The organism is Kitasatospora sp. NPDC028961, assembly GCF_055564815.1.
The window spans coordinates 474,877-489,255 of record NZ_JBVHVO010000003.1; the positions used below are offsets into that span (position 1 = coordinate 474,877).

Annotated in this window: 11 protein-coding genes; 2 read left to right on the top strand and 9 right to left on the bottom strand. The window is 74.3% G+C overall.

The genetic code is table 11. The features are described from left to right. Positions 1-32: 32 nt before the first annotated feature. From dnaG to ACZ4UX_RS09605, 4 genes are all read right to left on the bottom strand, one after another. Positions 33-1,940 carry a DNA primase gene (dnaG, locus tag ACZ4UX_RS09590; protein WP_465706216.1) on the bottom strand — a complete coding sequence of 636 codons (1,908 nt, stop codon included), beginning with the start codon at positions 1,938-1,940 and terminating at the stop codon, positions 33-35. 53 nt (positions 1,941-1,993) lie between these two features. Then, the gene (locus tag ACZ4UX_RS09595) at positions 1,994-3,304 is read right to left on the bottom strand and encodes a deoxyguanosinetriphosphate triphosphohydrolase (protein ID WP_329487526.1); all 1,311 of its coding nucleotides are present in this window, start codon (positions 3,302-3,304) and stop codon (positions 1,994-1,996) included. Between the two features lie 154 nt (positions 3,305-3,458). Next, on the bottom strand, positions 3,459-4,439 hold the full coding sequence (locus ACZ4UX_RS09600; RefSeq protein ID WP_465706217.1) for an SGNH/GDSL hydrolase family protein: 981 nt from the start codon (positions 4,437-4,439) through the stop codon (positions 3,459-3,461). 143 nt (positions 4,440-4,582) lie between these two features. Further along, on the bottom strand, positions 4,583-5,527 hold the full coding sequence (locus ACZ4UX_RS09605) for a PAC2 family protein (RefSeq protein WP_465706218.1): 945 nt from the start codon (positions 5,525-5,527) through the stop codon (positions 4,583-4,585). A gap of 691 nt (positions 5,528-6,218) precedes the next feature. On the opposite strand from ACZ4UX_RS09605, the gene ACZ4UX_RS09610 reads away from it, so the two are divergent. Next, a complete protein-coding gene (locus tag ACZ4UX_RS09610; protein ID WP_380389223.1) occupies positions 6,219-6,947 on the top strand; it encodes a GNAT family N-acetyltransferase in 729 nt (242 codons plus the stop codon). On the opposite strand, the gene ACZ4UX_RS09615 is transcribed toward ACZ4UX_RS09610, so the two are convergent. Further along, the gene (locus tag ACZ4UX_RS09615; protein ID WP_465706219.1) at positions 6,937-8,199 is read right to left on the bottom strand and encodes an ADP-ribosylglycohydrolase family protein; all 1,263 of its coding nucleotides are present in this window, start codon (positions 8,197-8,199) and stop codon (positions 6,937-6,939) included. The two genes, ACZ4UX_RS09610 and ACZ4UX_RS09615, sit on opposite strands and share 11 nt — an antisense overlap. Positions 8,200-8,307: 108 nt before the next feature. Between ACZ4UX_RS09615 and ACZ4UX_RS09620 the strand changes: the two genes are divergently transcribed. Beyond that, a complete protein-coding gene (locus ACZ4UX_RS09620) occupies positions 8,308-9,303 on the top strand; it encodes a hypothetical protein (protein WP_465706220.1) in 996 nt (331 codons plus the stop codon). A gap of 94 nt (positions 9,304-9,397) precedes the next feature. Here the strand turns inward: ACZ4UX_RS09620 and ACZ4UX_RS09625 are convergent, their stop codons facing one another. From ACZ4UX_RS09625 to ppdK, 4 genes are all read right to left on the bottom strand, one after another. Beyond that, on the bottom strand, positions 9,398-9,715 hold the full coding sequence (locus ACZ4UX_RS09625; RefSeq protein ID WP_329487535.1) for a winged helix-turn-helix domain-containing protein: 318 nt from the start codon (positions 9,713-9,715) through the stop codon (positions 9,398-9,400). Continuing rightward, a complete protein-coding gene (locus ACZ4UX_RS09630) occupies positions 9,715-10,218 on the bottom strand; it encodes a hypothetical protein (protein WP_465706221.1) in 504 nt (167 codons plus the stop codon). The genes ACZ4UX_RS09625 and ACZ4UX_RS09630 overlap by 1 nt, the downstream gene beginning before the upstream one ends. A gap of 106 nt (positions 10,219-10,324) precedes the next feature. Continuing rightward, positions 10,325-10,834 carry a ribonuclease gene (locus tag ACZ4UX_RS09635; RefSeq protein ID WP_465706222.1) on the bottom strand — a complete coding sequence of 170 codons (510 nt, stop codon included), beginning with the start codon at positions 10,832-10,834 and terminating at the stop codon, positions 10,325-10,327. 420 nt (positions 10,835-11,254) lie between these two features. Beyond that, positions 11,255-13,963 carry a pyruvate, phosphate dikinase gene (gene ppdK / locus ACZ4UX_RS09640; protein ID WP_359802950.1) on the bottom strand — a complete coding sequence of 903 codons (2,709 nt, stop codon included), beginning with the start codon at positions 13,961-13,963 and terminating at the stop codon, positions 11,255-11,257. Between the last annotated feature and the right edge of the window lie 416 nt (positions 13,964-14,379).

The window sequence follows — 14,379 nt, forward strand, 5'->3', positions numbered from 1 at the left end:
GCACCCGCGCCGGCGTCGGGCCGGACCCGGCGTCAGAGCGCGGCGGCGCCCCGGCTGCGCAGGCTCTGCCCGTACTGCTGGAGCTGCCACAGCTCGGTCTGCACCGCGTGCAGTTCCTCGGCGGAGGCCCGGGTGCCGAGCCGCTGGAGGTGCCCGCGGACCTCCTCGACGCGGCGGTCGACCGCCAGCAGCCGCAGTTTGACCAGGAACTCCCCGGCGTAGATCGCGTCCACCTTGCGGCGCGAGCGCACCGGTTCGACGATCAGCTCGGTGACCAGCGAACGGACCCGGTCGTCCGGGGCCGCCTCGCGGACCGTACTGGTGAAGTCGGCCAGGGTGGCCCCGTACGCGGCGCCGCCGGCCTGGCCGATGGCGCGGCGCACGGCGGTGTACGGCGGCGTGGGGAACTCGTCCTCGCCGTAGTGGTCGAAGGCCGGGCTGACCAGGTCCGGGTGCTGCAGGGCCAGCTTGAGCAGCTCGCGCTCGACGAACTGGGCCGGGTCCCGCGGGTTGAGCCGGAAGGCCGGCGGGGCGGAGCGGACCGGCTGGGCCTGCTCGGGGCGGCGCTGCTGGCCGTTGGCGCGCGGGTTCTGCTGGCGCTCGCGCTCCCAGCGGGCCAGCTGGGAGATCCGGCGGACCACGAACTGCTCGTCCAGGATGCCGAGCATGCCGGCCAGCCGGACGGCGTACTCGTGCTGGATCGAGCGGTCCTTGATCTTGGCGACGATCGGCGCGGCCTCCTCCAGGGCCGCCGAGCGGCCCTCCGGGTTCTCCACCCGGTGCCGGGCGACGGCCGAGCGCAGCGCGAACTCGAACAGCGGGACGGGGTTGTCGATCAGCTCCCGGACCGCCTCGTCGCCCTTGGCCAGGCGCAGGTCGCACGGGTCCATGCCGCCGGGGCTGACCGCGATGGAGGTCTTGGCGGCGAACTTCTGGTCGTCCTCGAAGGCCCGCAGGGCGGCCTTCTGGCCGGCCGCGTCGCCGTCGAAGGTGAAGACCGTCTCGCCGCGGTACTGGGAGGTGTCCATCAGCAGCCGGCGGATGATCTTGATGTGGTCCTCGGCGAAGGCGGTGCCGCAGGTGGCCACCGCCGTGGTGACCCCGGCCAGGTGGCAGGCCATGACGTCGGTGTAGCCCTCGACCACCACCGCCCGGCCCGTCTTGGCGATCTCCTTCTTCGCCAGGTCGATGCCGTACAGCACGTGGGACTTCTTGTAGATCGGCGTCTCGGGCGTGTTGAGGTACTTCGGGCCGTTGTCGTCCTCGCGCAGCCGGCGGGCGCCGAAGCCGACCGTCTCACCGGCGATGTCGCGGATCGGCCAGACCAGCCGGCCCCGGAAGCGGTCGATCAGGCCGCCGCGCTGGCCCTGCGAGGCCAGGCCGCCGAGCAGGATCTCCTTGTCGCTGAAGCCCTTGCCGCGCAGGTAGCGGACCAGGTTCTCCCAGCCGGCCGGGGCGTAGCCGACGCCGAAGGTCGCCGCCGCCGCCTCGTCGAAACCGCGCTCGGCGAGGAAGCGCCGCCCGATCTCGGCCTCCGGCGAGCCGAGCTGCTCCCGGAACCAGGCGGCGGCCACCTTGTGCGCCTCGACCAGCCGGGTGCGCTCGCCCTGCTGGTGGCGGGGGCTGTAGCCGCCCTCCTCGTAGCGGAGCGTGATGTTGGCCTGGGCGGCCATCCGCTCGACGGCCTCGGCGAAGGTGAAGTGCTCGATCTTCATCAGGAAGGCGATGGTGTCGCCGTTCTCCTGGCAGCCGAAGCAGTGGAAGACGCCCTTGGCGGGGTTCACGTAGAAGGAGGCGGACTTCTCGTCGTGGAACGGGCAGACGCCCTTGTACTCGCCACCGCCACCGTTGGTGAGCTGTACGTAGTCGCCGACCACCACGTCGATCGGCAGTGCGCTCCGCACCGCCTGTACGTCTTCGTCCCTGATCCGCCCGGCCACCCCGGAAGTCTACTGGGGCGGCGCGGGTTGCCGACCGCGCCGGGGCGGCCTCCTCACGACCGGGGCGGCCCCACCAGTCTGGCGTGCAGCGCCAGGGCGGAGGCGTCGGTGAGGGTGGCGATCTGGTCGATCACCGCGCGGAGGGCGCCGCGGTCGTCCTCCGCCTCGCGGTAGAGGGTGGCGAAGACCGGGTCCAGGCCCTCGGGCGCCCGCTCGGCGAGGACGTGGGCCAGCTCGGCGATCACGATCCGCTGGCGGGCCCGGAGCTGGGCCTGCTCGTCGCGCTGCATCACGAAGCGCACCGCGACGGCCTTGAGCACCGCGCACTCCAGCCGGACGTCCCGCGGCACCACCAGCTCGGCCGCGTACCGGCTGAGCCGGCCGGGGCCGTAGCGGGCCCGGGTCGCCTGCTCGGCGGCCAGGCAGAAGCGGCCGATCAGCTGGCTGGTGAGGTCCTTCAGCCCGGCCCGGGCGCGGGCCGAGCCGTCGTAGGCGCTGGGCCACCACTCCTGGCCGAGCAGCCGGTCCAGCGCGGCGGCTAGCTCCTCGGGCTCGGCGTCCGGCGCGTAGCGCTCGGCCACCTTGAACAGCTCGGCGCGCTCGCTCGGGGCACGCAGCACGGCCGGCTCGATGTGGCCGGCCTGGAGGCCGTCCTCCACGTCGTGGGTGGAGTAGGCGACGTCGTCGGACCAGTCCATCACGGTGGCCTCGAAGCACTTGCGCCCGGGCGGGGTGCCGGCCCGCAGCCAGCGGAACACCGGCAGGTCGTCGGCGTAGACGCCGTACTTGGACGAGGCCGGGTCGACCGGGTGCGCGCCGTACGTCCAGGGGTACTTGGTGGCGGCGTCCAGTGCGGCCCGGGTCAGGTTGAGGCCGACGCTGCGGCCGGGCCAGGGGGCGAGCCGGGCGGGCTGCTCGTCCTGCGGGGCGAAGCGCTTGGGCTCCAGGCGGGTCAGGATGCGCAGCGACTGCGCGTTGCCCTCGAAGCCGCCGCAGGCCTCGGCGGCCTGGTCGAGGGCCTCCTCGCCGGTGTGGCCGAACGGCGGGTGGCCGATGTCGTGGGCCAGGCAGGCGGTCTCGACGAGGTCCGGGTCGCAGCCGAGGGCGGCGCCCAACTCCCGCCCGACCTGGGCGCATTCGAGCGAGTGGGTGAGCCTGGTCCGGGGGAAGTCACTGCGCATCGGGGCAACGACCTGGGTGGTGCCGGCGAGTCGGCGCAGGGCCGCGGAGTGCAGCACGCGGGCGCGGTCGCGCTGGAAGGCCGTCCGGCCCGGGCGCTTGTCCGGCTCGGGCACCCAGCGGGCCTCGGCGGCGTGGTCGTACGGGAACGGGGCGTCGGGGAGGCGGTGTGCAGTGTCGTCCATATGCCAATCACCGTACGCCGCCGCTCCGACAGCCGGGATGTGCCGCGCGCGAAGGGGTGCGGGCCGGGACGTGAACCCTGGCCGTCCGGCCGGGGCCGGTCCGGCACCCGGCCGGACCGGCACCCGGCCGGACCGGCACCCGGCCGGCGGGGGCTCAGCCCCGGACGGCCTTCAACACGGCTGCTGCCACGCCCTCCTGGCCCCTCGCGTTGGGGTGGATCGCCGCCAGCCCGGGGGCCGGGAACGGCGGCTCCACCCAGCGGGCCGCCTCGCCGGCGCACATGTCGTGACCGGCCGAGGGCGCGGCCGCGTCCACGAAGACGGCGCCCGCCGTCTCCGCGCGCCGCTTGAGCATCGCGTTCAACTGCTGCTCCTTCTCCGCGATGAAGCCGAGGTCGGCCGCGGCCAGGGCCCGGCCGAGCACCGGTGCGCAGCTCGCCGGGTCGGCCGGCAGCAGCACCGGGTAGCCGACCACGTAGACGCGGGCCTGCGGGGAGCGGCGCTTGACCTCCTGCAGCACCTGGCCCAGCCGTTCGCCGGCGGTGTCCACCTTGCGCTGCACCTGGTCGGCGGCGCCGCCGGCGGAGGCGTAGTGGTCCTTGCACGGCGCCGGCGCCCGCCCCGAGCCGATCAGGCTCTTCACCACGTCCGCCAGGTTCTCCTTGGCGCACTCGCCGACGACCTCCATGAACCCGGCGTCGTTGCCGCCGATCCCGACCGTGACCAGGCGGGTGGCCGGGGAGAGCGCGTCCAGCTGCGGCGGGTTGACCCCGCCGCCGTCGGTCTCCTGGGAGCCGGTGAGGTCCCCGGTGCGGGCACCGCTGCAGCTGACGTCCTTGAACCGGTCGTCCGCCAGGCCGAGGGCCTTCGCCACCAGGGACGGGTAGTTGACGGCCGAGCGGGCGCAGCCCCTCGGTTCGCCCACCTGCGGGGCGATCTTCAGCCCGGAGGTGTAGGAGTCCCCGAGGGCGACGTAGGGGCCGGTGGGGAGCGGGGTCGGGGTGGGGGTGGCCCGCACCGGCTCGGGGCCGCCCGGTGACCGGGCAGCGGTACCCGCGGCACCGCCGCCGCTGCAGGCGGCCAGCAGCAACGCGGCCAGCCCGGTGGCCAGAACCGCGGTCGGGCGTGTGGACACGGACATGGAATCCCCCCGGGGGCCGGAGCCGGCGACGCATCTCTTCACGGCGGCCCGTCCCCCGGGCACCTCACCGCCAACGAACGACGGCGCCCGAACTCTCCCGCCCGGGGCGGAGAGTCCGGCGGACGCCGGCGCGCGGACTACTCGGGGCCGCGCTCGTGCTCGGCCAGGAACTGCTCGAAGCGCCGGCCCAGCTCGTCCGCCGACGGCAGGTCGACCGGCTCGGCCAGCAGGCTCTCCCGGCCCTCCGCCCCCGCGACCGCGTCGTACTGGCCCTCCATGCCGCGGATCGCGGAGCGCAACTCGCCGTCCCCGTGGGCCAGCTGCTCCTCGATGTCGGCGTACACCTCGCCCACCCGCTCGCGCAGCCGGGTGCCCGGCAGCACCAGGCCGGTGGCGGACTGCACGGCCTCCAGGATCAGCACCGCGGCCGCCGGGTAGGCCGAGCGCGCCACGTAGTGCGGCACGTGCACGGCGAAGCCCAGCACGTCGTGCCCGGCCTCGGCCAGCCGGTACTCGAGCAGCGCCTGCGCGCTGCCCGGCACCTGGGCCTGCTCGAACCACTGCGGGTAGCCGGCGGCGAGGTCCAGCCGGGTGCCGTGCGGGGTCAGGCCGACCGGGCGGGTGTGCGGCACGCCCATCGGGATGCCGTGGAAGTCCAGCGTCAGCCGGACCTCGAAGCGCTCGACGAGCCGGCGCACGGCCGCGCCGAAGCGCTCCCACTCGACGTCCGGCTCGGGCCCGGTGAGCAGCAGGAACGGCGAGCCGGCCGCGTCGTGGACCAGTTGGAGGAGGATCTCCGGCGGCTCGTAGGAGGCCCAGTGCTCGCGGTCGAACAGCATCGCGGGGCGGCGGGCCCGGTAGTCCACCAGGCGGTCGTGGTCGAAGCGGGCCACCACCTGCGGCTCGCCCTCCTCCAGCAGGTGGGCGACCACCTGGCCGCCGGCCTCGCCGGCGTCCATGAAGCCCTCGAAGTGGTGGAGCAGCACCAGGCCCGCGCCGGTGTCGGCCAGCGCGGCCCTCGCCGCGGCCACGGCGGCCACGCCCTGCTGATCCAGCTCGTACAGCTCCTGGGGATCACGCACCGCGCACCCACACCCCGTTCTCTACTCGTCGACCGGTACCGGCTTGTCGTCGTCTCCAGCGTGCCGGACGCCGCCGGAATTCCCGCCGGCCGCGGCCGTCGCGCGGCCGCTTCCCCGGGGAACGCCCGGCGACCCGCCGGGGTGCCCCGGCGGCGCGCCGCGATGCCCTCCGGACCATGATCGCACCCGGCGGCAAACCCGCTGGTCACGGGCGCCCGAAGCCCCTCCCGGGCGTGCGTCCGGAAGGCCCGCGCGCCCATTCGTGTGCTGCGAGGTGACGCACCGCCTTCTGGCGGGTATCGTCCTCTCGCTGCCTCGCATCGCCGCGTCGTCGTCACGTCGTCCGTAACGCCGTCGATCACGTCCCGGCCCGGTGCTCGGCCAGTCACCCACGACGCATCTTGCCTTCATCTGGCCGCCTGCTCCCCTTCGCGCTCACGTTTCCTCTTCGGCCATCTCGCGGACGCACACTGTCCCCTCGCTCATCCCGCCGGACCGGTCCGTCGACCCGTGTCCGTTCCGGCACCGCGCTGCCCGCCTCCGGGGCCGCCGCCCCCACCCCGTCCGACCGGTCCTCCGGCGTGCGCGGTCACGGGCGGGCGGATTCCGGGGCCGGGGCGAACGTCCACGCAGCCCGAGCCGCACCCCGGCGCGGGACGCGCCCTCCGACCGATGAAGGACCGATGGTTCCGTGCCCGTACCTGTCATCCTCACCGGCCGCACCGTGCGGCTGGAGCCCCTTGCCGCGCACCATGCCGAGGCCATCGCCGAGGCCGGCGCCGAGGACCGTACGACCTACGCCTTCACCCCCGTCCCGCACGGCCTGGAAGCGGCCCGCGACTACATCGCGCGCGCTCTCGCCGACCGGGCCGCGGGCCGGGCGCTGCCGTTCGCGACGGTGAACCTCGCGGACGGCCGGGTGGTCGGCTCCACCCGGTTCCTCGAACTCGACTACTGGCAGGGCCCGGTCGTCTGGCCGCCGGTGCCCGGCGTGCCGTTCGGCGATCCGGCCACGGCCGTCCCGGACGCCGCCGAGATCGGCAACACCTGGCTCTCCCCGCGTGCCCAGGGCACCGGCGTCAACGCCGAGGCGAAGCTGCTGATGCTGCGGTACGCCTTCGAGGAGTGGCGGGTGCAGCGGATCTCGATGCGCGCGGACGCCCGCAACCTGCGCTCCCGAGCCGCGATCGAGCGCCTCGGCGCGACGTCCGAGGGCGTCCGCCGGGCACACTCGCGCGGGCTGGACGGGGTGGTGCGCTCCACCGCGTTCTACTCGATCCTCGACTCCGAGTGGCCCGCCGTGCGGGACATCATCGAGCTGCGGATCGCCGCCGCCACCTCGCCGAGCGCCCCGGAACGCGCGCTCAACCAGGAGTGCCTTAGACACGGCGGCGGTGCTGGGCAGCTGATCACGGCCTGACCGGCGGCCCGCCGGTCGCGGCGTGCTCCAGCAGCCGGGCGAGCAGCCCTGGATCGGCGCCCGCCGGCGGCGACCAGCGGCCGGGGGCGGCCTCCACGACGGCCGAGACCGGACGCCAGCCGCCCCGGACCCGGGCGACCGCGACGTCCCAGACGGCGTAGCCGCTCCGGTGGCACAGCCGGACGGCGCCGTCGCGGGTGTGGACGCGCCCCAGCCGGGGGTCGAGGGCGGCCGACGACGGGCCGGTCCGCAGCCGCTGCCACTGCGCGTCCGTCCACACCACGTCGGGGACGGGATGCGGGCGCGGCACCAGCATGCCGTCGCGGCCCGGGCCGTCCGGGACGCTGCCGGGCTCCGGGAAGGCCCAGGTCGGCAGCGGCTCCCGGGCAGCCAGCCAGTCCGCCGGGATGCCGGCGGAGCCGGTGCGCGCCGCCACCACGCCGCCGGTGATCGCGGCGACCGTGTCCATGTCCCCGCCGGCCGCGATCGCCTCCCGGACGGCGGCCGGGTAGTCGGCCAGCCGCCGGGCGGCGCACCAGAGCGCGTACGGGACGGTGTCGGCGGCGCTCGTCCGGCTCCCGTTGCCGAGCACCCGGGCGGCGGCGTCGACACCGGCGCCCGGCTCGGCGAGCAGGCCGACCGCCTCGGTCAGGCCGTTCCGGACGGCGCCGGCGGGCGTGTGGTGGCGGACCGCCGCCAGGAAGGCCTCCGGCGTCACCTCCCGGGCCCGCGCGCGCACCGCGAGGGCGGCCGCCACCGCGACGGCGATCGCGCCGTCCACGGCTTGCGGGTGGGTGTGGGTGATCACCGCCGTCGCGGCGGCCAACCGGACGACCTCGTCCAGGTCCGCGGCGCACGCGGCCCCCAGCGGTGCCACCCGCATCGCGGCGCCGTTGCCGTACGAGCCCTGGCCGTCGAAGAGTTCGGCGGCCAGGGCCCGGGCGTCACCGCCCTCGCGGATCAGCCGGAGCAGCCGGTTGGCCGCCGGGCCGTACCCCCGGTCGAAGTCGTGGCGGCAGGCGAAGGCGTAGGTGAGGTCGAAGCTGTCGAGGGCCCCGCGTTCGGTGTGGGCCGCGTACACCGAGCAGGCCATCTCGGTGTCGTCGGTCCACGGCCAGGGGCCGGGCGGGGCGGTGCGGGCGGCGAAGTGGGCCGCGGCGGTTCCGGGGACGAAGAACTGGGCGCCGAGGGCGTCGCCGACGGAGAGGCCGTTGAGCGCGTCGAGCGCGGGACCGGTGTGGAGGGAAGTCATCGCGGCCAGCCCACCCGCTGGAGCGGCGCGCGTCAACCCGATTGACGGCCCGCTCCCCCGACGGGCGATGTTCCGCATACCCCCGACCCGGGCGGGAAGCACCCCGGCATGACCCGCACGGACCTCCTCGACCCCCTGCTGCTGCTTGGCGCCGACCAGCAGCACATCGTCACCCGGGCACAGCTGCGCCGGCTCGGGGTGCCGTCCGGCACCATCGCGCACCGGCTGCGGCCCGGCGGCCCCTGGCAGCAGGTGCTGCCCCGGGTGATCTGCCTGCAGAGCGGGCGGCTGACCCCGCATCAGCGGCTGCGCGCGGCGCTCGCGTACGCAGCGCCGAAGGGGCGGTCGGCGCGGCCCGGCGAGGTGCTGCTGACCGGGGAGGCGGTCCTGGCCTCGGCCGGGCTGCCGTCCGCCGGGCACCCGGCGGACCTCGGGGACGTCGACGTGCTGATCGCGGGCCCGCGCCGGGTCTCGGACCGGGGTTTCGTCCGGATCCACCGGGCCGCCGGGCCGCTGCCGGGCGGGTTCGAGCGGGACGACGGGCTCTGGAGCACGACGGTCGCCCGGGCGCTGGCCGACCTCGTACCGCGGGAGGGCGGCCGGCGCCGGTTCCGGGCGCTCTGCGCGGAGGCGGTCCAGCGGCGGCACTGCGACCTCGGCGAGCTGCTGGACCAGTTGCTCGCCCGGCCGGGGGCGCCCGCACTGCCGCAGGTCGCCCAGGTGGTGGAGGACCTCACCGCCGGAGTGCGCTCGGTCGTCGAGGGCGAGGCCCGTGAGCTGGTCCGCGGGGCCGGCCTGCCGGAACCGCTCTGGAACCCGGTGCTGTTCCTGGACGGGCGCTTCCTCGCCGTCCCCGACGCCTACTGGCCGCAGGCCTGCGTGGCACTGGAGATCGACTCCCGGGCCTGGCACCTGCGCCCGGCCGACCACGAGCGCGGGCTGGCGCGGGCCAACCGCCTCACCGCGGCCGGACTCCCGGTCGTCCGCGCCACGCCGGTGCAGCTGCGGCGGGAGCCGGAGCCCGTGCTGCGGGAGCTGCGGACCCTGCTCGCCACCGGCCCGCACGGGCCGCACGCGCGGATCGGCTGGCGGCGGGCCCGGTAGGGCGAGGGCGGCGGGCCCGCGGGGGCGGCGGTGTGCGGGCGTAGCGACGTGCGGGCGTACCGGTGGGCGGGCGCGGTCCGGTCGGCGCGTGGGCTCAGGCCGGGTCCTGGGCGGCGCCGGCGGACTCGGCCGCGGCCACCAGCCGCTGGAGTTCGGCGAGGTGGGCGGCCAGCGCCTTGCGGCCGGCCTTGGTGGCGCCGAGCCAGGTCCGCGGACGCTTGCCGACGTACCCCTTCTTCACCACCACGTATCCGGCCTCCTCCAGGGCGGCCGCCGCCTTGCTGAGCGTCGAGTCGGAGACCTCGCAGTGGTCCCGGACGGTGGCGAACTCGGCCTCGGTGCAGGCGCTCAGGAAGGCCAGCACGATCAGCCGGGTCGGGTGCTGGAGCAGCGGGTCGAGCGCGGCCGGCATCAGCGGGCCGCCGGCATCCGGCGGATCGACGCGGTGAGCCGGTCCGTGGCCACCCAGAAGGCCGCGCCCGCCGCCAAGCCCGCCGCCGCGCCCATCCAGCGCGCACCGCCGCCCGCCAGCCAGGCGAGCAGCAGGGCGGCCAGGCCCACCAGGATCACCGCGAGGACGGCCAGGACCACCGGCCGACCGATGCCGGACGGCGCCATGCGGTGCACGATGCCGCCCTGGTTCACGGCGACCCGGGCCAGCGCACCCGTCAGGGCGGCGAAGAGCGCCCCGAACAGCCCGCCCAGCCAGCCCATCCCGGCTCCGATCGCCTGTCCGACGCCGGTGCCGTAGACGGTGAACGCCACCGCGAAGGCCGGTCCGTACCAGCCGGGAAGGCGGCCCGGTGCCTGGGCGGCGGCCCTGGCCCGGTCGGCCAGGCGCAGCGCCTCGGCGGCGGGCAGGTCGACGGCGGACCGGTCGGCGGCGGGCGGGTCGGCGGGTTCGGCGGCGTTCATGGATCCCCCTGGAGTGCCCGGAGCCCCGTGGGCGCCCCGGCGTTGCTGGTACTTCCACTATGGCATCTACTTTCCGATGTGGAAAGTACTTTCCAGGGCCGATGACTCAGCAGCGGGCGTCGATCTCCTGGAAGGAGCCGTAGTGGTCGGCCGTCCAGTACTGCTCACCGGTACCGCCGGTGACGACGCGTCGGGCGCCGCGGTCGCCGGAGCCCGGGGTCACGACGGTGTACTCGTGGTAGTAGCCGGAGGCCTTGCGCGGGAGGCGGTTCTCCCGGTTCTCGAAGACGATGCCGTCCGAGCGGTACGGGTAGGGGCCGCCCTTGGCGATCAGGCCGAGGGTGTCGACGGCCTGGGCGGGCAGTTTGGTGCGGCAGACGTCGGCCAGCGCGGGGTCGGTGGGCACCCAGACGCCGGCCGGGGCCGGGGTGGTGCCGGCGGGCGGGGAGGGCTTCGGAGCGGAGGGCTTCGGGCCGGTGGCGCTCGCTCCGGTGGAGGCGGCGCCGGTGGTTTTCGGGCTGTCCGCCCCGTCGTTCGAGAGCCGGCACCCGGCGAGCGCGGCGAGTGCGCAGAGGAGGACGGCCACCAGGGCGAACAGGCGGTGCTTGCTGGTCATGCGCTCCAGCTTGGCAGCCGGCCGGGCTGTGGCCGGCCAGCCACACGCGTGGCCGCGGCCACACCCGCGGCCGCTCGTCGGGTGCGACGGGCGGGCGGCGCGGGTGGGCAGAGGGACGCTATGGCGGACCGGACGGGCAGACCCGGGCGGCCGGGCGGGCACGCTCTTCGGCCCGGCGGCGGCCGGGCGCGCAGACCTTCGGGCAGAGTCCCCGCCGTTGCCCGCCGTTCTCCGCGGGCCCTCCGCACAGACAGACGAGCGGGGCGGGGACGGACGCCATTGTCCGTTCCCGCCCCGCTCGCGTTACGTACGCCGGTTCTCCTGCGCCGAGCTCCGGTGTACGCCCCTCCCCGGTGGGAGGGGGTGCGGTCAGTGACCGCGTCGGCGGTGCCCCGGCCGATGCCTGGCCGGGGCTCCGCGTCAGCGCGAGTCGCTGCCCGCCGTCTCGATGGCGGCGCGGCCTGCCTCCAGGCGCGCCACCGGGATCCGGAAGGGGGAGCAGGAGACGTAGTCCAGCCCCACCTCGTGGAAGAAGTGCACCGACTCCGGGTCGCCGCCGTGCTCGCCGCAGACGCCCAGCTTGAGGTCGGGGCGGGTGGCCCGGCCGGCCTCGACGGCGTGCTTGACCAGCGCGCCGACACCGTCGCGGTCGATCGTCTCGAACGGGGAGACCCCGAAGATGCCCTTCTCCAGGTAGGCCGTGAAGAACGAGGCCTCCACGTCGTCCCGGGAGAAGCCCCAGACCGTCTGGGTGAGGTCGTTGGTGCCGAAGGAGAAGAACTCGGCGGCCTCGGCGATCTGGCCGGCCGTCAGGGCGGCCCGGGGCAGCTCGATCATGGTGCCGAGCTTGATGTCCAGCTGGACGCCGGTGGACTGGGCGACCTCGGCCAGCACGCGATCGCACTCGTCGCGCACCAGCTCCAGCTCCTGGACGGTGCCGACCAGCGGGATCATCACCTCGGGACGGGGGTCCCCGCCGGCCAGCTTGCGCTCGGCGGCGGCCTCGGCGATGGCGCGCACCTGCATGCCGAACAGGCCGGGGATGACCAGGCCGAGGCGGACGCCGCGCAGGCCGAGCATCGGGTTCTGCTCGTGCAGCTTGTGCACCGCCTGGAGCAGTCGCAGGTCGTTCTCGTTCGGGTCCTTGCGGGCCTCGGCGAGGGCGACGCGCACCGAGAGCTCGGTGATGTCCGGCAGGAACTCGTGCAGCGGCGGGTCGAGCAGGCGAACGGTGACGGGCAGCCCGTCCATCGCCTGGAAGAGCTCCAGGAAGTCGCCCTTCTGCAGCGGCAGCAGGGTGGAGAGCGCGGTCTCGCGGTCCTTGTCGTTGTCCGCCAGGATCAGGTGCTCGACCTCCTTGCGGCGCTCCTCGCCGAGGAACATGTGCTCGGTGCGGCAGAGGCCGATGCCCTGGGCGCCGTAGCGACGGGCGCGGCCGCCGTCCTCGGAGTTGTCGGCGTTGGCCCGCACGGCCAGCCGGCGGCGGCCGTCGGCGTGCGACATCAGCCGGTGCACGGCCTGGACGAGACCGCCCTGGACGTCGGCGCCGGCGTGCAGGGTGCCCTCGAAGTACTCGACCACCGGGGACGGCAGGACGGGTACCTCGCCCAGGTAGACCTTGCCGCTCGCACCGTCGATGGAGACGATGTCGCCCTCTTCCAGCACCAGGCCGTCGGAGGTGGTCATCCGGCGGCGCTTGGTGTCGACCTCCAGCTCCTCGGCACCGCAGACACAGGTCTTGCCCATGCCGCGGGCGACGACGGCGGCGTGCGAGGTCTTGCCGCCGCGCGAGGTGAGGATGCCCTCGGCGGCGATCATGCCGTCCAGGTCGTCCGGGTTGGTCTCGCGGCGGACCAGGATGACCTTCTCGCCGGACCGGGACCACTTGACGGCGGTGTAGGAGTCGAAGACCACCTTGCCGATCGCGGCGCCGGGCGAGGCGGCCAGGCCCCAGGCGATCTGCTTGGACTCGGCGTTCGGCGCGAAGCGCGGGAACATCAGCTGGGAGAGCTGACCGCCGGTGACCCGCATCAGGGCCTCGTCCAGGTCGATCAGGCCCTGGTCGACCAGCTGGACGGCGATCCGGAAGGCGGCGGCGGCGGTGCGCTTGCCGACCCGGGTCTGGAGCATCCAGAGCTTGCCGCGCTCGATGGTGAACTCGATGTCGCAGAGGTCGCGGTAGTGGTTCTCGAGCTTCTGCATGATCGTCATCAGCTCGTCGTACGACTTCTTGTCGAGCTGTTCGAGATCGGCGAGCGGCAGGGTGTTGCGGATGCCGGCGACGACGTCCTCGCCCTGCGCGTTGGAGAGGTAGTCGCCGTAGACGCCGACGGCGCCCGTGGAGGGGTCGCGGGTGAAGGCGACACCGGTGCCGGAGTCCTCGCCGAGGTTGCCGAACACCATGGAACAGACGTTGACGGCGGTGCCCAGGTCGTTCGGGATGCGCTCCTGGCGGCGGTAGAGCCGCGCGCGGTCGCCGTTCCAGGAGTGGAAGACGGCGTGGATGGCGAGATCCATCTGCTCGCGCGGGTCCTGCGGGAAGGCCCGGCCGGTCTCGCGCTGGACGATGCCCTTGAACACCTCGACCAGTTCCTGGAGGTCGGAAGCGTCCAGGTCCAGGTCGTTGACGGTGCCCTTGGCGTGCTTGGCCTCGTCCAGGGCCTCCTCGAACAGCTCGCCGTCGACGCCCAGCACGGTCTTGCCGAACATCTGGACCAGGCGGCGGTAGGAGTCCCAGGCGAAACGCTCGTTGCCGGACTGCGCGACCAGACCGACCACCGAGGTGTCGGAGAGGCCGATGTTCAGGACGGTGTCCATCATGCCGGGCATGGAGAACTTGGCCCCGGACCGGACCGAGACCAGCAGCGGGTCGTCGGCCTGGCCGAGCTGCTTGCCCATCTCCTGCTCGAGGGCGTCCAGGTGGGCGCTGATCTCCTTGTGGAGGGAGGCGGGCTCGCTGCCGGTCTCCAGGAAGACCTTGCAGGCCTCGGTGGTGATGGTGAACCCCGGAGGGACGGGGAGGCCCAGGTTGGTCATCTCGGCCAGGTTCGCGCCCTTGCCGCCGAGAAGATCCTTGAGGTCCTTGTTTCCTTCGGTGAAGGAGTAAACAAACTTCTGCTGGGACGGCACGGGTCGGTCTCCTCGCACACGGTTGCCCTGACGCCGGAGAACATACCCATTTCGAAGGCACTTCCGCGCCGCCAATAGGCCGTATGAGGCCGGTACCCAGTGGTAACCCAACAGATCGAATGCACGTAAAGGCGTTCACCTCTGTTGGTGAAATCGTCCGGATGACGCGAGCATTCCTTCAAGTCTTGAACTCAAGGAAACAGGAAGATCACACGAGGGGGACGCAGGGTAGCGGTCGGCGGTCCAGCGTGTTGCCCCGGCTTGATTTCCTGCACCCCGAGCACCCGATCCCGCGCCACCCCCTTCGGGAAGCGATTCCCTGCCGACCTGTCCATTTCGTCACCTGAAGGGCCGTCAGTCGCCACCGTATGTGGCAAGCGTCACGGACGCATCTCGCCCGTCGGGCGTAGGTCTCC